At 32.7% G+C, this 15,582-nt stretch carries 17 protein-coding genes; 2 read left to right on the top strand and 15 right to left on the bottom strand.

The window, feature by feature from the left end; genetic code table 11:
• Window positions 1–20: 20 nt before the first annotated feature.
• A complete protein-coding gene (locus tag D3P13_RS16415) occupies window positions 21–653 on the top strand; it encodes a ribonuclease H1 domain-containing protein (protein WP_117883957.1) in 633 nt (210 codons plus the stop codon).
• On the opposite strand, the gene D3P13_RS16420 is transcribed toward D3P13_RS16415, so the two are convergent.
• From D3P13_RS16420 to D3P13_RS16465, 10 genes are all read right to left on the bottom strand, one after another.
• Entirely contained in the window at window positions 654–1,874 is a 1,221-nt protein-coding gene (locus D3P13_RS16420; RefSeq protein WP_117883958.1) for an aminotransferase class V-fold PLP-dependent enzyme, read from the bottom strand.
• 87 nt (window positions 1,875–1,961) lie between these two features.
• Window positions 1,962–3,086: an ABC transporter permease gene (locus tag D3P13_RS16425; protein ID WP_117883959.1), complete on the bottom strand. Its 1,125-nt coding sequence runs from the start codon at window positions 3,084–3,086 to the stop codon at window positions 1,962–1,964.
• The gene (locus tag D3P13_RS16430; RefSeq protein ID WP_117883960.1) at window positions 3,086–4,192 is read right to left on the bottom strand and encodes an ABC transporter permease; all 1,107 of its coding nucleotides are present in this window, start codon (window positions 4,190–4,192) and stop codon (window positions 3,086–3,088) included. Before D3P13_RS16430 ends, D3P13_RS16425 begins: the two co-directional genes overlap by 1 nt.
• Window positions 4,189–4,917, bottom strand: a complete 729-nt coding sequence (locus D3P13_RS16435; protein ID WP_117883991.1) for an ABC transporter ATP-binding protein — start codon at window positions 4,915–4,917, stop codon at window positions 4,189–4,191. Before D3P13_RS16435 ends, D3P13_RS16430 begins: the two co-directional genes overlap by 4 nt.
• On the bottom strand, window positions 4,917–5,819 hold the full coding sequence (locus tag D3P13_RS16440; protein ID WP_117883961.1) for an ABC transporter ATP-binding protein: 903 nt from the start codon (window positions 5,817–5,819) through the stop codon (window positions 4,917–4,919). The genes D3P13_RS16435 and D3P13_RS16440 overlap by 1 nt, the downstream gene beginning before the upstream one ends.
• Window positions 5,809–6,198, bottom strand: coding sequence for a hypothetical protein (locus D3P13_RS16445; protein ID WP_117883962.1), 390 nt, complete (start codon window positions 6,196–6,198; stop codon window positions 5,809–5,811). The genes D3P13_RS16440 and D3P13_RS16445 overlap by 11 nt, the downstream gene beginning before the upstream one ends.
• Before the next feature lie 9 nt (window positions 6,199–6,207).
• Window positions 6,208–6,684 (bottom strand): hypothetical protein, encoded by a 477-nt coding sequence (locus D3P13_RS16450; RefSeq protein WP_117883963.1) that lies wholly within the window; start codon window positions 6,682–6,684, stop codon window positions 6,208–6,210.
• A gap of 53 nt (window positions 6,685–6,737) precedes the next feature.
• On the bottom strand, window positions 6,738–7,628 hold the full coding sequence (locus D3P13_RS16455; protein ID WP_117883964.1) for an HlyD family secretion protein: 891 nt from the start codon (window positions 7,626–7,628) through the stop codon (window positions 6,738–6,740).
• Between the two features lie 30 nt (window positions 7,629–7,658).
• The gene (locus D3P13_RS16460) at window positions 7,659–8,915 is read right to left on the bottom strand and encodes a TolC family protein (RefSeq protein ID WP_117883965.1); all 1,257 of its coding nucleotides are present in this window, start codon (window positions 8,913–8,915) and stop codon (window positions 7,659–7,661) included.
• Window positions 8,915–9,532: a TetR/AcrR family transcriptional regulator gene (locus D3P13_RS16465; RefSeq protein ID WP_117883966.1), complete on the bottom strand. Its 618-nt coding sequence runs from the start codon at window positions 9,530–9,532 to the stop codon at window positions 8,915–8,917. Before D3P13_RS16465 ends, D3P13_RS16460 begins: the two co-directional genes overlap by 1 nt.
• Before the next feature lie 101 nt (window positions 9,533–9,633).
• Here D3P13_RS16465 and D3P13_RS16470 point away from each other — a divergent pair, with 101 nt between their 5' ends.
• On the top strand, window positions 9,634–10,974 hold the full coding sequence (locus tag D3P13_RS16470) for a serine hydrolase domain-containing protein (RefSeq protein WP_117883967.1): 1,341 nt from the start codon (window positions 9,634–9,636) through the stop codon (window positions 10,972–10,974).
• Window positions 10,975–11,049: 75 nt separating this feature from the next.
• On the opposite strand, the gene sufD is transcribed toward D3P13_RS16470, so the two are convergent.
• The 5 genes from sufD to D3P13_RS16495 are packed head-to-tail and all read right to left on the bottom strand — an operon-like array spanning window position 11,050 to window position 15,364.
• A complete protein-coding gene (gene sufD / locus D3P13_RS16475) occupies window positions 11,050–12,372 on the bottom strand; it encodes a Fe-S cluster assembly protein SufD (RefSeq protein WP_117883968.1) in 1,323 nt (440 codons plus the stop codon).
• 9 nt (window positions 12,373–12,381) lie between these two features.
• Window positions 12,382–13,119 (bottom strand): Fe-S cluster assembly ATPase SufC, encoded by a 738-nt coding sequence (gene sufC / locus D3P13_RS16480; RefSeq protein ID WP_117883969.1) that lies wholly within the window; start codon window positions 13,117–13,119, stop codon window positions 12,382–12,384.
• A 19-nt stretch (window positions 13,120–13,138) separates the two neighbouring features.
• Window positions 13,139–13,570 carry a hypothetical protein gene (locus D3P13_RS16485; RefSeq protein ID WP_117883970.1) on the bottom strand — a complete coding sequence of 144 codons (432 nt, stop codon included), beginning with the start codon at window positions 13,568–13,570 and terminating at the stop codon, window positions 13,139–13,141.
• 6 nt (window positions 13,571–13,576) lie between these two features.
• Complete coding sequence (gene sufB / locus D3P13_RS16490) at window positions 13,577–15,025, bottom strand: Fe-S cluster assembly protein SufB (protein ID WP_117883971.1); 1,449 nt, start codon at window positions 15,023–15,025, stop codon at window positions 13,577–13,579.
• Between the two features lie 9 nt (window positions 15,026–15,034).
• On the bottom strand, window positions 15,035–15,364 hold the full coding sequence (locus D3P13_RS16495) for a HesB/IscA family protein (protein WP_117883972.1): 330 nt from the start codon (window positions 15,362–15,364) through the stop codon (window positions 15,035–15,037).
• Window positions 15,365–15,582 lie beyond the last annotated feature (218 nt).

Consider the following 15,582-nt stretch of genomic DNA (forward strand, 5'->3'; position numbering starts at 1 on the left):
AAATAGAATTCTAATTAAAAATGGCTAAAAAGAAGTTTTACGTAGTGTGGAGAGGAAAAAAAACAGGCGTTTTTACCTCATGGAATACGTGTAAAAAACAAATTGATGGTTTTGCAGGAGCTCAATATAAATCTTTTGCTTCTAAAGAGGCAGCAGAAAAAGCCATTAAAGGAAATTATGATGACTACAAAGGGAAGGATACAAAAAAAATAATACTCTCAGCAGCGGAATTAAAACAAATAGGGAAGCCAATTGTGCCCTCTATATCGGTTGATGCAGCTTGTAGTGGAAATCCTGGAAAAATGGAGTACAGAGGTGTAGAAACACATTCAAAGTCTCAATTATTTATTCAAGGCCCGTTTGAAAAAGGCACTAACAATATTGGTGAGTTTTTAGCTTTGGTTCATGGATTGGGGTATTTAAAACAAAAGAAGATTGATTTACCTATTTACTCTGACTCCAGAATTGCTATGAGTTGGGCTAAAAAAGGACAATGCCGCACCAATTTGCAAATTACCGACGAAAACAAACCTTTATTCGACATGATTAAACGTGCCGAAAAGTGGTTAAAAGAAAATACCTATACCACACCTGTTTTAAAATGGGAAACCAAAGCGTGGGGCGAAATTCCTGCCGATTTTGGGAGAAAATAGTTAACTCAACATGCCTTTAGCTCGTTTCACAGCGGCTACCAATGTATCAACTTCTTCTTTGGTATTGTAAAAAGCAAAAGAAGCACGTACAGTTCCGGGAATCTTGAAAAAATCCATTATAGGTTGAGCACAATGGTGACCCGTACGCACAGCAACACCTAGTTTATCGACTATTGAGCCAATATCATAAGGATGAATTCCTTCAATATTAAAGGAAATAACTGAAGTTTTGGCTCCCGCAACGTCGGGGCCGTAAATTTTTAGTCCATCGATCTCTAAAAGTTTATCGGTGGCGTATTTTAATAATTCATTTTCATAATTGGCAATATTATCGAAACCAATACTGTTCATATAATCAATCGCAACACCAAAAGCAATACCACCACAAATGTTAGGTGTGCCTGCTTCAAATTTATGAGGTAAGCCCGCATAGGTAGTTTTTTCAAAAGAAACTTCGGCAATCATTTCACCACCACCTTGGTAAGGAGGTAATTTATTCAGCCATTCTTCTTTTCCGTATAAAAAGCCAGCACCCGTTGGTCCACACATTTTATGAGCAGAGGCTACATAAAAATCGGCATCTAAATCTTGTAAATCAGCTTTAATATGCGGGGTTGCTTGTGCTCCATCAATAAGAACTGCAGCACCAACGTTGTGGGCTTTTTGTATGATTTCTTTTATCGGGTTTATGGTACCCAATGCATTAGAAATATGATTTACAAAGACTAATTTGGTGTTGTCAGAAAGTAAATTGTCGTAGGCATCCATTATTAATTCCCCTTCCATATTCATCGGAATTACCTTTAAAATAGCTCCGGTGCGTTCGCAAAGCATTTGCCAAGGCACAATATTGGAATGATGTTCCAGAGCGGATACAATAATTTCATCTCCTTTTTTTAAAACTGAAGAAAATCCATTTGCTACTAAATTAATGCCATGTGTTGTACCTGAAGTGAAAATAATTTCATGGGCATGTTCGGCATTAAAATGATGCTGTATTTTCTGACGAGCCTGTTCGTAAGCATCAGTTGCTTCTTGGCTCAATGTATGCACCCCTCGGTGAATATTAGCATTGTAATTACTGTAATAATCTACAATAGAATCAATTACAAGCTGAGGTGTTTGAGACGTAGCTGCATTGTCTAAATATACTAACGGGTAACCGTTCACTTTTCGTTTTAGAATAGGAAAATCGGCTCTTATTTTTTCAATATCAAACATATGTCTTTTTTAGAATGATTCTAAATACAAAACTACAAAATAGAAAATGCTTTTATTTGCTTTGGTCTGTTAATTTTCAAGAAAAAATTAGTTGGTTTTTTTATAACTCCAAACCGCCAATCCATTCATAACAATGGCATATAGAAGTGTTTTGGAGAGTTGTGGAATAATATCTACAAACCCAGAACCTTTTAACATTACCATTCGCATTACTTCTACAAAGTATTTTATAGGGTTAAATTCCGTAAGGTATTGTGCCCATTTTGGCATACTTTCAATAGGCGTAAACAAGCCACTCATTAAAATAAAAATGACCATAAAAAACCATGCAATAAACATGGCCTGTTGTTGTGTATCTGTAAAGTTTGAAATGAATAAACCGATCCCTAAAACGACTAAAATATAAATGGAAGTATAAAAATACATTAATACCAAACTACCAACCATAGGAACATTAAACACAAGTTTTGAAATAATTAGTCCAACCGTTAACAAAGCCAAACCGATAATCCAAAAAGGGAAAAGTTTACCAATAATAAACTGGCTTTTTTTTATGGGTGTAACATTAATTTGCTCTAATGTGCCAATTTCTTTTTCTCGAACAATATTCATACCCGAAAGAAAAAGTGTGATCATAGTAACCAACAACACTAAAATACCGGGAACCATAAAGGTTTTGTAATTCAAGGTTTTGTTATACCAAAAGGAGGGTATGGTCGTAATATTAATGGGTTGTACTTGAGACTGATCAGATACTTGCAATAAATCGATCATAAGCTTCTTATTGAAACTTTGAATGATCTGAGTTACATATACATTTTCTACACCAGCGGCCGCTCCATCAATGGCATTTATAGTGACACCTAAATTATTGAATTTTTCGTTTTGCAAATTACGTTCAAAATAAGATGGAATTTCTAATAGTACATCAACACTGCCTTTTTGCATGGACTCATTTGCTAATTTTTGCGATGGATAATTTGCAACCACATTAAAATAGGTGGAAGCATGAAATTTTTCAATTAGGGCTCGTGATGTTGAGCTGTGATCGTAATCAATATATCCAAATTTGATGTTTTTTACATCAAAGGTAGCTGCGTTTGCTAATATTAGCAGTTGAATTAATGGCATAACAAAAATAATAGGCAACATAGACTTGTTTCTAAAAATCTGTTTGAATTCTTTTTGTATGATATATCCTAATCGCTTCATTATTCCAGTCTAATTTTATATTTTTTGATACTCAAGCCAATAAAAAACACTGTCATTCCTAATAAAATCAACGTTTCCTTCCAAATAAATTGCAATCCTACGCCTTTTAGCATAATTCCTTTAACAATAATAATAAACCATTTTGCGGGAATAATATTACTGATAACCTGTAACGGTACCGGCATACTTGATACCGGAAAAATAAAACCAGATAATAAAATAACGGGTAGCATCAATCCCATTAAAGAAATCATCATTGCGGTTTGTTGTGTTGCAGAAATGGTTGAAATTAAAATACCTAAAGCCAGTGATGTTATAATAAAGATGACACTTTCTACTCCTAATAAAAACAAACTACCTTGAACTGGCATTTTAAAAATGAAAATGCTTAATACGATAATGATGACAGCATTTATAATGGAGAGAAAAATATAAGGGAACACTTTGCCAATAATTACTTGAAATGGTTTTAATGGAGAAACTAATAGAATTTCCATAGTTCCTAATTCTTTTTCGCGTGTAATCGAAATGGAAGTCATCATGGCCGAAACTAACATCAAAATAATAGTCATTACACCAGGTACAAACATGTACACACTTTTTAATTCTGGATTATAGACCATGTGTGTCTGAGGTATAATTTGATAGGGTGTTTTACTATTTTTGTTCTGTTCTTTTAGATAACTTTGAAGAATGGCATTTACATAATTACTAATTGTATTGGCGGTGTTGGGGTCTGTAGCATCAGTAATTACTTGTATGGTTGAATGGTTTTCTTTGATTAAATTCTTACTGAAATCTTTTTCAAAATTTAATACTGCTTTAACCTTGCCCTTTTTAAAAACTGATTCAATGTCTGATTCTTTTTCGAGAAATTGATGGATACTAAAATAATTTGATGCAGAAATTTTATGGATTATTTCCTGTGTTGTTACATCTTTTGAGTGGTCTAAAATAGCGATATCAACATTGTTAATTTCGTTTGTAATAGCAAACCCAAATAGTAATATTTGAGCAATAGGCATTCCGAAAAGGATAAATAACGAACGCTTATCTCTAAAGATATGGTAGAATTCTTTTTTTACAAAGCCTATAAATCTTTTCATCCTCTGGCTAATTTTAAAAACACATCATTCATGCTTTTTGCATTAAATTGTTCTTTTAGTTTTTTCGGAGTGTCTAAAGCTTCTATTTTACCATTAACCATAATAGATACTCTATCGCAATATTCAGCCTCATCCATATAATGTGTAGTCACAAAAATGGTGGTGCCTTCATGGGATGCTTTATAAATCATTTCCCAAAATTGCCTTCTGGTAATAGGATCTACACCTCCTGTTGGTTCGTCTAAAAACACAATTTTTGGTTCGTGTAATAAGGCAACTGAAAAAGCTATTTTTTGTTTCCAACCTAAGGGTAAGGAACCTACTAAGTGATTTGCAATTTTTTCTAAACCTAATTCTTTAATTAAGGCATTTGATTTTTCTTTAATTTTTTTTCTAGATAAACCATAAATACCACCAAAAAAAGTGATGTTTTCTTTAACTGATAAATCGTCGTATAAGGCAAATTTTTGACTCATATAGCCAATGTTTTTTTTAACATCTTCGGCATTGGTAAAAACGTTGAAACCGGCTACGTTTGCCTCTCCAGAAGTTGGGTTTGAAATGCCAATTAACATTTTCATGGCGGTGGTTTTACCAGCACCATTTGCTCCTAGAAACCCAAATATTTCACCTTTTTTTACGTCAAATGTGATGGCATCAACGGCGGTGAAATCTCCAAATTTTTTTGTCAATTCTTTTACTTGTATGACGTTGTTTTCTTGCATCATTTTGCTAGTTCCATAAAAGTATCTTCTATGGTGGCTTTCGTTTTTTCTATAGTTATCTCTTTTAATCCGTTTTCTTCAAGGTATTGTTGTAATTCATTTGGGTTAAAATCATCTCTTTTATCTGTATAATGAACAAATTCTCCAAACGGATACATGGTATAGGTGTTTTCAAATCCTTTTAGTTTTTGAAGCAGTTCATACATGTCTTTTGATCCTATGTTATAGATTGCTTTAGGATAATGTTTAACGATATTAATGGGTGTGTCAATTTCTAAAATTTCACCACCTTGAATCAATGCAATTCTATCGCACAGAGCTGCTTCATCCATATAAGGTGTAGAAACCAGAATGGTGATTCCCTTTTGTTGTAATCGTTTGAGCATTTCCCAGAATTCTTTTCGAGAAACGGGGTCAACACCAGTGGTAGGCTCATCTAAAAACAATACTTTCGGTTTGTGAATTAGAGCACAGCATAACGCCAGTTTTTGCTTCATACCCCCAGAAAGTTTGCCAGCCCTTCGTTTTTTAAAGGGTTCAATTTGAACGTAAATTTCTTTGATTAATTCGTAGTTCTCTTCAATGGTTGTTCCAAAAATAGTTGCAAAAAACGTAAGGTTTTCTTCCACAGTTAAATCTTGGTATAAAGAAAATTTTCCAGGCATGTAACCCACGCTTTTTCTAATATTTTTATAATCTTTTACAACATCGAAACCTGTGACGTTCGCCTTGCCTTCATCAGCAATTAAAAGTGTTGTCAAAATTCTAAATAAGGTTGTTTTACCAGCACCATCGGGTCCAATTAACCCAAATAATTCGCCTGGATGCACTTTAAAAGAGATGTCTTTTAGGGCTTCAATTTTTCCATAACTTTTACTGATATGTTCGAGGTTAATGCTCATGAGCGGCAGGTTTATTGGCGTTCAACTTTTTACGCTTACTAGGGTAAGTGGTGAGTACAAAAATTAAAGTCCAAACACTTACTCTAAAAAGCATTGCTTTAATACTTTCTGAAGATACAGTATCAATAATAAAGTAGAGAAATAGTAGCATAAGCGTATGTATTAATAAGATATAGAGGATCATCGTTTTAGCGGATGGCTTTTGTCGCCAAATCAATAAGGAAGTTAAAACTGAGATCACGCCTAATAGTATATTGTAAATCACCAACCAGTTGAGAATAGTATAGGGTTTGGTGTCAATACCTAATAGAACTTTAGATCCTGCGAAAATGGACATTAAGCCAATAAATAGAGCGAGTATTGCGGCAACTTTTTTCATTATTATTTCTTATTCAAAATAGGTGTGATATAATTCTAAATGCTTTTTTAAACTTACTTTAAGTGTATTGTCAATTTCTAAATCTTCCGTGCTTTGAAGTAATTCAATTTTATCAATCAATGGCATTAAAAACACATGTAAATTATCATGAGAAAGACCTTTCATAGTACATTCTTTAATGATTGTATTTTTTTCTTTATTTAGAGCAGCACCCAGTTTTTTGTATTCATTAATAGTATTGCTTTTGTCAGATTTAATAAGCGATAACATGGCGATTACACCCCTATTTGTTTCTTTGTTAGCTATCCATTTTTTATCTCCATCCAATGCTATTTTTTCTGTCCAACTATTGGTTAAATCACTACTTTTTTGGGAATCTTCATGTTGTTCATGTTGTTCGGGTAATGGTGTTTCTGTTTTTTTGGTTTCTTTGCATCCGGCAATAACAAGTGCAAATGCAATCATTAAAAATGTTATTTTTTTCATGTTATTTTGATTATTTAAATCTTTTTTACTGCTTAGTGTCAACTGAAGACTGTTTACTTTTTTTCAATCCACATTTCTGCTGGCATACCAATTTTTAAACTACCATCATTTGTTACATCAACTTTTACCGCATACACTAGTGCCACGCGTTCTTCTTTAGTTTGGATAATTTTTGGTGTAAATTCGGCTTCAGAGGCAATCCAGCTAATTACGCCATCATAAGATTTCATAGTGTCTTCGTCGTCAATTTTTACAGTTACTTTTTGACCTATTTTTATTTTTGGCAATTGGGTTTCACTTACATAAACACGTAATTGCATGGTTTGTAAATTTGCTATTTTGTAAAGTGGTTTTCCAAAAGTTGTAATTTCATTTGGTTCTGCGTATTTCGTTAAAACCGTTCCATTTATGGGATTGAAAATTTTGCTTTTGGCAATTTGATCCTGAATTTGTTGTATTTGAATATCAGTGCTTTTTAACTCGTTTACCACAGGAGCATTTTGGATTTCTACACTCCTAATTCTATTTTTAATAACATCAATTTCACCAAGTACATCGTCCAATTGTTTTTGTGTTCCGGCATTCTCGTTGATTAAATTCTCTACACGATTCTTATTAGTAGTTGCCGTTTTCAGTTGTGCGTTTAATACATTTATTTGTGATAATACGCCTTTAGATTTTGAACCAATTACCATTTTAGAAACGCGAAGTTGTTCTTTTTTTAAATACAAAGCTAACGTGTCAACATAACCTATAAATTGATCTATTTCTAGTATAGCTCCTTCTTCAATGTCAAATTGCATTAATTTCCCGTTATTTTCGGCTGATATGGTTATTTCAGTTGCCTCAAAATTTCCGTAGCCATCTGCTTTATCACTTTTATTACAGGAAATTAAAAAACCTATAATGACACTTAAGGCTGTTATTTTCTTTATGATTTTCATTTTATAGTTGTTTATGTTTATTTGTTATGTCTATAAACCTTTTGTAACCTGATAATTCGCTTTTGACATTAACAGTAATGTTTGATGTGTACTTAAGTTATTTTCTGCCTCGTATAAATTGGTCAGTTCAGTTATATAGGCAGACGATGTTATTACTCCATGTTTTAATTGAGATGCTGCTGTTGCTAAAACCTTTTTTCGTAATTCAATAATAGTTTTATCAGTAGCAATAAAAGATGTTATTTTTTCAATTTCTGATTTTTGTTGTTCCAATTCAATATTTGTGTTTAGTTGAAAAACTTCAGAAGTATTGTCAATTATGTCTTTATTGATTTTTAAGGATTGTCTTTGTTTTTTATTGGCATTCCAATCAAATACATTCCAGTTCAGTTTTAGTCCAACGATATAATAAGTTTGAAAAGAATTGTCAAGCATGTTTAATCCCGGGTTTCCATATCCACCTTGGGCAAAACCTACCAGTTTTGGAGCTTTTGACTTCTTGGTAAGTACTTCTGTTTTATTGATTTGTTCTTTTCTAAGTTCAAAAAGATTTAACTCTGGTCTTTGAATAGTTGAAGCAAAGTTCAAGTTATACGAAGGTTTTTCTAATTTGATTGCGTTATCTAATTTCTTGCCAATTAATGACGATAGGGTAGAAATTAGCGAGGTTCGGTTGAGGTTCGTTTCTAGCATTTGTTGTTCAATTATTAAAATTTCAGCTTCTAGAACTTGATCAGAGGCAGGCAATATAATGCCGTATTGAATTCCTGCTTTTATTTCGCTTAATTTGGCTTCTAATTGTTTTATTTTGGAGGTGAGTAATGCTGTTTTTTCCTGTAAGAGGATTATGGAAAAGTAGACTTGGTTTATTTTATTTTTTAAAGAATATAAACTAACATCAACTTCTTTTTGCTGGGTTTTAAGATTTGCTTTTTTTAATTCGATAGTCGCATTTACAACCCCACCTGCATAAATTAATTGATTTACGTTTAACGTGGCCTTATATTGATCTTTGTTTAAGGGTTCAACGGTGATGTTTGGAATTGAAAATGGGAATTCAATGACGTCAGATTGGTAGGTAGCTTGTCCGGCTAAATCAATTGAAGGAAGTTTTTCTGTTTTAATGGTTTCAATGTCTAATGAGTTTTGTTTGGCCAATAACTCATGTTGTTTTGCTAATGGATAATTCGTAGTCACCAAATTATAACACTTTTCAAGAGAAATTTCTTCCTGTGCTAACATTGGAATAGTGAATAGTATAAGTAAAATGAGTGCTATGTTTTTCATTACTTCCGTTTTATTGCATTGATAATAAAATTTGAGACTTCCGTTTTACGTTCTTCCATTAAGTGATTAAAAGTGTTTTCGTCGGTATTTGTAATACTTTTGATTAATGGTTTGGCTAAAAAGGGAAAGATGTTCAAGGCTAAAATATTGATGAATAACTGCTCTGCTTTTATGGGTATAACAGTTCCTTTTTTCACCTCTCTTTCAAGTTGTTTTTTAAACTTATCGATAGTTGGAAATCCAATCGTTTTCTGGACCTTTGAAATGAAGTCTGTATTTCTGTTGAGTTCTTGAAAAATAAAATTGGGTAAATATGGATGCTCAGAAATAAAAGTGATGTAGTTGTGTGTAAAATTTTTAATCTTGTCTTCAATGGAAGAATTGTCGTCTAAAATAGATTTAATTTGAGGGGCAATTAATGAAAATGCCTTATGAAAAACAGTTTCAAAAAGTAGTTGTTTACTTCTAAAATAATAATGTAATAAGGCTTTGTTAATGCCAGCCTCATCGGCAATTTCTTGCATTCGTGCTCCATCCAAACCTTTGCGTTGAAAAATAACTTCTGCGGCATTTAAAATGTCTGTTTCCGTGTTACTATCTTTTGTTTTTAATTTCATATTTAACTATAAGGTTTAACCAAATGGTTAACAAAGATAAATGATTTTTTTTACCTAACAAATTAAATTCTATTTTTGTAGAGAATTGAAAAAACCACTTAATGAAGAAATTAATAAAGTACATCCTATTATTAGCTGTTTTAGCCCTTGTTTACGTTGTGTATACAAATTATCCAAGATTAAATATGATTGCTGGATATTCTGCAAAAAACATGGCGTCATCCGTGTTTTTGGCTGATAGAAGTTTTGAATTTACAGATAGTATTGATAATAGTTTTACACCAATAAATGGTGCCGCTGATGAGATTAATGAAAAAGAGAAATCAGCTACGGCTTCCGTTTACGGATTACTAACCCGAAAAGCAATTTATAGAGATGGGTTAGGAGCTGTGTTGGTTCCAAAAGGAGCAGATGAAAATGAAGCCTACTTAAAACCAAGGAGAAATAGATTAGATTCAGGATTAGCTTTTCCTTATGGAGATCAAGAGCAGAAAGATTCAATAATGGAGAATGTTGATTATAATATGCTACAAACGGCTGTTGATAGTATGTTCAGCAATAATGATTTAAAACAAACGAGGAGTGTTTTAGTAGTGTACAAAGATCAGATAATTGCAGAAAAATATGCAAATGGGTTTGATAAAAATTCTAAGTTGTCGGGCTGGTCTATGACCAAAAGTATAACGGCTACCTTATTTGGCATTTTACAAAAACAAGGAAAGCTAAACGTTGAAGATAAAGCACCTGTAGAAAGTTGGAAAGATGACGAAAGAGCGGAAATAACAATCAATGATCTATTACACATGAATAGTGGATTGGAATGGGAAGAAAATTATAAAGAAATCTCTGACGTTACAAAAATGCTATTTTTAACTGACAATATGCCTAAAATTCAAGAGGATAAACAGTTAATTGGAAAGCCTAATGAAACTTGGAATTATTCTTCTGGAACTACCAATCTACTTTCTGGAATTTTAAGAAAACAATTTAATTCACATCAAGAGTATTTAGATTTTTGGTATGCTGCCCTAATTGATAAAATAGGTATGCACTCCATGCTTGTAGAGGCTGATATGGACGGAAATTACGTTGGTTCTTCTTACGGATGGGCAAATACACGCGATTGGGCTAAATTCGGACTGCTTTACTTGCATAAAGGCAATTGGAATGGTGAACAAGTATTTGATCTTTCATGGGTAGATTACGTAAAAACACCTACCAATGGATCAGATGGTGAATATGGTGGTCATTTTTGGTTAAATGCTGGAGGTAAATATCCTGATGTTTCAAAAGAGGTGTATTCTGCTAATGGTTTTCAAAAACAACGTGTTTTTATAATTCCTTCTAAGGACTTAGTAATTGTTCGAATGGGATTGACAAATGGAGAAGATATTGTTGATTTTAATGCTTTTTTAAGAGATATCATTAAAAGTATTCAGTAGAAAAAAAGTAGGCTAAATAAAAAAAACAGTCAACAAGTAATGTTGACTGTTTTTTAGTTTTTTTATTCCGATTTTTTAAACATCAAAACCTAAACTAACGTCAAGTTTTTGAGCTATAATCTTGGTAATTCTAGTTTTTAATTCGGGTATTTTAATTTTTTGTAAGGCATCATTCGCGAAAGCGTATAGTAATAAAGCATTCGCTTCTTTTTTAGGAATACCACGAGAACGCAAGTAAAATAAAGAATCTTCATCCAATTGTCCGATGGTACATCCGTGTGAACATTTTACATCATCAGCAAAAATTTCTAACTGCGGTTTAGCATTTATTGATGCTTTGTCGTCAATAAGAATATTATCATTTTGCTGAAATGCATTGGTTTTTTGTGCTTCTTTATCAACGATAACTTTACCATTAAAAACGCCAGTAGAGCTATCAAAGTAAATACCTTTATACAATTCGTGACTTTCGCAATTTGGAAATTTGTGATTTACAAGTGTATGATTGTCCACTAATTGTTTGTCTTCAATAATGGTAATTCCGTTGAGGTTAGAAGTGATATGTTCTCCTTCTTGATAGAACTCTAGATTATTACGAGTGAGGCTACCGCCAAAAGAAAATGTATTCACAGAAGCAACACTTTGTTGCAATTGCTTTACATAAGTACTGTCAATTAAAGAGGCTGTTTTTCTATCATTTTGTATTTTATAATAATCAACGATAGCTCTTTTTCCTGCAAATATTTCGGTAACAGAGTTAGTCAATACAACGTTCTCATTCAAACTTTGATGACGCTCTACAATTTGTACATGCGAATTTTCACCAACAACTATTAAATTACGGGGTTGTAGTAAAACATCAGTTTCAATTCCTGTAGAAAAATGAATAATTTGAACCGGTTTTGGTACAACAGTGTTCTTCGGTACATTGATATAAGCTCCTTCTTTAGAAAAGGCTGTGTTTAAAGAGGTAATGCTGTCTTCTTTTCTTGCAATAGTATTAAAATAATGGTCAATAACCATTTTATATTTTGGTTTTGAAAGAGCAGCAGAAAGCAAACAAATATCAAATCCATCATGAGTAGTCTCTGATAAAAATGAGCTATAAACACCGTCTACAAAAACAATTTTATAAGAATCAATTTCATGTAAAAAGTAATTCTTTACATTCTTAAATTCTATTGCAGATTCTATTTTTGGAAAAATCTTATAATCGTGTTTTAAAACTGACTTTAAAGAGGTATATTTCCATTCCTCGTCTTTTTTTGTAGGAAATCCTTGCTTTTCAAAACGGCTAAATGCCTCTGCACGGATATCTTGTAATTTTCCATCTGCATCAGCACTTATTTTATCTTCATAAACTAAGAATGAAGTAATTAATTTTTCTTTTAAATCCATAAGATCATTTTATTTCAACCAGTCGTATCCTTTTTCTTCTAACTCAAGAGCTAATTCTTTTCCTCCAGATTTTACTATTTTACCATCGTGTAAAACATGTACAAAATCAGGAACAATATATTCTAATAAACGTTGGTAATGCGTAATTAAAATAACGGCGTTGTCTTTACTTTTTAATTTATTAACACCATTGGCAACAACCTTAAGGGCGTCAATATCTAAACCAGAATCAGTTTCATCTAAAATGGCTAATTTTGGTTCTAACATGGCCATTTGAAAGATTTCATTTCTCTTTTTTTCTCCACCAGAAAACCCTTCATTTAAGGAGCGAGATAAAAACTTTCTATCAATTTCCAATAATTCGGCGGTTTTTCTAATTTTTTGAAGCATATCCTTTGCAGGAAGTTCATTAAGACCATTAGCCTTACGGGTTTCATTAATGGCTGTTTTAATAAAGTTGGTAACCGATACTCCTGGAATTTCAATAGGGTATTGAAAAGATAAAAAGATACCTCTATGTGCTCTATCTTCTGGTGCCATATCGTCTAAATCTTCACCGTTTAGAAAGATACTTCCTTCCGTTACTTCGTAATCTTCTTTACCAGCAATTACAGTTGATAATGTACTTTTACCTGAACCATTTGGGCCCATAATGGCATGAACTTCACCAGCCTTAACGCTTAAGTTAATTCCTTTAAGTATTTCTTTATCGTTTATGTTGGCGTGTAAATTTTTAATTTCTAACATGTAGCTATTCTTTATTGTCTTATTCTATAATGGTTATCGTAATTTGCTCATAGAAACTATTGTCTAAGATTTTAAATTCGATGCTTTTATTATTTTTTATTATTGTGGCAACTGCCACGTTTTGCTTATTAAATATAGTGTCTTTCTGTTTATCTAATTTGTTAAAATTAATCTCAGAAAAGTTGGCCGTTTTCGCTTTTCCACCTTCAAAATCAGTCACACTATCTTTAATAATTGTTAGTGGGATTTTATGTTTTTGATCTGGTGAAATTACCATCCACTGATTTGTTTTGTCTTCAATCTTTTTAAAGCCAAATGCAGCTGGTGCTCTTTGCTCAAGGCCTTCCTCTTTCGTAAAATCAATAGAAACTTGATAAGACTCATACTGAAGGCCAAGGTATTGAAGGCATATTAATAGTGCCAGATAGATGTAATTGGTTGCTTCTACCATAACTTGTTAACCTACGCTTCCTTCTAAGCTTATTTCTAATAATTTTTGAGCCTCAACAGCAAATTCCATTGGTAATTTATTCAAAACTTCCTTGCTAAAACCATTTACAATCAACGCAATGGCTTTATCTGTGCCAATACCTCTTTGATTACAATAAAACAATTGATCTTCACCAATTTTAGAGGTGGTTGCCTCATGTTCTATTTTAGCCGTTTTATTTTTCACTTCTATATATGGAAAAGTATGAGCTCCACAGTCATTTCCCATTAATAAGGAATCGCATTGCGAGAAATTACGAGCATTATCTGCTCTAGAATTTACTTGAACTAATCCTCGATAAGAATTTTGAGATTTACCTGCAGAAATACCTTTAGAGATAATCGTACTTTTGGTGTTTTTACCTAAATGAATCATTTTTGTGCCCGTATCTGCTTGCTGATAATTATTAGTAACAGCAATAGAGTAAAACTCACCAACAGAATTATCCCCTTTTAAAATACAACTCGGATATTTCCAAGTAATTGCAGAACCCGTTTCTACCTGTGTCCATGATATTTTCGCATTTTTTTCGCACAATCCACGTTTCGTCACAAAGTTGTAAACCCCACCTTTACCATCTTTACCACCAGGAAACCAGTTTTGAACTGTTGAGTATTTTATTTCAGCATCATCAAGTGCTATGAGTTCTACTACAGCAGCATGCAATTGATTTTCATCTCTTGCTGGGGCAGTACAGCCTTCTAGGTAACTTACATAACTACCTTTGTCTGCAACTACTAATGTACGTTCAAATTGACCTGTTCCTCCTTCGTTAATTCTGAAGTAAGTTGATAATTCCATAGGGCATTTTACGCCTTTTGGAATGTAACAAAAAGAACCATCACTAAATACAGCACTATTTAATGCGGCATAAAAATTATCAGTTTGTGGCACAACAGAGCCTAAATATTTTTTAACCAATTCAGGATGTTCTTGAATGGCCTCAGATATTGGCATAAAAATAATGCCTTTCTCTGACAATGTCTTTTTAAAAGTAGTGGCAACAGAAACAGAATCTACAACAATATCAACTGCAACATTTTGTAGTTTCTTTTGCTCATCAACAGAAATACCAAGTTTTCGATACATTTCTAACAAATCAGGATCTACATCATCTAATGATTTATTAGGGTCTGCGGCTTTTGGAGCCGAATAATAACTGATTGCTTGAAAATCTGGTTTTTTATAGTTGACGTTAGCCCAATCGGGTTCTGTCATAGCTTCCCAAATTCTAAAAGCTTCAATACGCCAATCCGTCATCCAGGTAGGCTCATTTTTCTTTTTAGAAATAGCTCTAACAACATCTTCACTTAATCCTACAGGAAATTTATCAGATTGAATATCTGTATAAAAACCGTATTCATACTCTTTTGTCTCTAGCTCTTTTTTTAAATCGTCTTCTGTATATTTACTCATTCTAGTTTTTTAAAGTGAAAAGCTCTCCCCGCAACCGCATGTTCTGTTCGCATTGGGGTTTTTAAATACAAATCCAGTACCGTTTAGTCCTCCGGAATAATCTAATGTTGTACCCACAAGGTACAAAAAGCTCTTTTTGTCTACAATTATTTTTACCGAATTTACTTCGAAAATCTTATCGTTTTCAAATTGTTCCTTATCAAATTTTAATTCATAAGACAAGCCAGAGCAACCACCACTTTTAACGCCAACACGCACAAAGTCAGTAGCGGCATCAAAACCGTCATCTTTCATCATTTCAATAACTTTCTTTTTTGCTATTTCAGATACCTGTATCATAGTTAATATAGATTCGTTCTAAATAAGTGCAAATATAGGCTAAAATGGAAGAAGTAGAAAATTAAAAAGTTAAAAGATTATTGCTGTAATTTTAATAGTTAGTAGGTTTTTAGGAAACTTAAATTATTAACAATCATTTGTAGTTGTTAACATAAAGCTATAAATGAGATATGAAATTACATATCTTTGCTAAGAAGCTGAAATTCAATTGATTTCTT

This window comes from Aureibaculum luteum (genome assembly GCF_003449015.1).
GTDB lineage: Bacteria > Bacteroidota > Bacteroidia > Flavobacteriales > Flavobacteriaceae > Aureibaculum > Aureibaculum luteum.

Bases quoted from the DNA above. Each gene is read 5' to 3' on its own strand.
- D3P13_RS16415 (WP_117883957.1), top strand. From the start codon at position 21: ATGGCTAAAAAGAAGTTTTACGTAGTGTGGAGAGGAAAAAAAACAGGC.
- D3P13_RS16420 (WP_117883958.1), bottom strand. From the start codon at position 1,874: ATGTTTGATATTGAAAAAATAAGAGCCGATTTTCCTATTCTAAAACGA.
- D3P13_RS16425 (WP_117883959.1), bottom strand. From the start codon at position 3,086: ATGAAGCGATTAGGATATATCATACAAAAAGAATTCAAACAGATTTTT.
- D3P13_RS16430 (WP_117883960.1), bottom strand. From the start codon at position 4,192: ATGAAAAGATTTATAGGCTTTGTAAAAAAAGAATTCTACCATATCTTT.
- D3P13_RS16435 (WP_117883991.1), bottom strand. From the start codon at position 4,917: ATGCAAGAAAACAACGTCATACAAGTAAAAGAATTGACAAAAAAATTT.
- D3P13_RS16440 (WP_117883961.1), bottom strand. From the start codon at position 5,819: ATGAGCATTAACCTCGAACATATCAGTAAAAGTTATGGAAAAATTGAA.
- D3P13_RS16445 (WP_117883962.1), bottom strand. From the start codon at position 6,198: ATGAAAAAAGTTGCCGCAATACTCGCTCTATTTATTGGCTTAATGTCC.
- D3P13_RS16450 (WP_117883963.1), bottom strand. From the start codon at position 6,684: ATGAAAAAAATAACATTTTTAATGATTGCATTTGCACTTGTTATTGCC.
- D3P13_RS16455 (WP_117883964.1), bottom strand. From the start codon at position 7,628: ATGAAAATCATAAAGAAAATAACAGCCTTAAGTGTCATTATAGGTTTT.
- D3P13_RS16460 (WP_117883965.1), bottom strand. From the start codon at position 8,915: ATGAAAAACATAGCACTCATTTTACTTATACTATTCACTATTCCAATG.
- D3P13_RS16465 (WP_117883966.1), bottom strand. From the start codon at position 9,532: ATGAAATTAAAAACAAAAGATAGTAACACGGAAACAGACATTTTAAAT.
- D3P13_RS16470 (WP_117883967.1), top strand. From the start codon at position 9,634: ATGAAGAAATTAATAAAGTACATCCTATTATTAGCTGTTTTAGCCCTT.
- sufD (WP_117883968.1), bottom strand. From the start codon at position 12,372: ATGGATTTAAAAGAAAAATTAATTACTTCATTCTTAGTTTATGAAGAT.
- sufC (WP_117883969.1), bottom strand. From the start codon at position 13,119: ATGTTAGAAATTAAAAATTTACACGCCAACATAAACGATAAAGAAATA.
- D3P13_RS16485 (WP_117883970.1), bottom strand. From the start codon at position 13,570: ATGGTAGAAGCAACCAATTACATCTATCTGGCACTATTAATATGCCTT.
- sufB (WP_117883971.1), bottom strand. From the start codon at position 15,025: ATGAGTAAATATACAGAAGACGATTTAAAAAAAGAGCTAGAGACAAAA.
- D3P13_RS16495 (WP_117883972.1), bottom strand. From the start codon at position 15,364: ATGATACAGGTATCTGAAATAGCAAAAAAGAAAGTTATTGAAATGATG.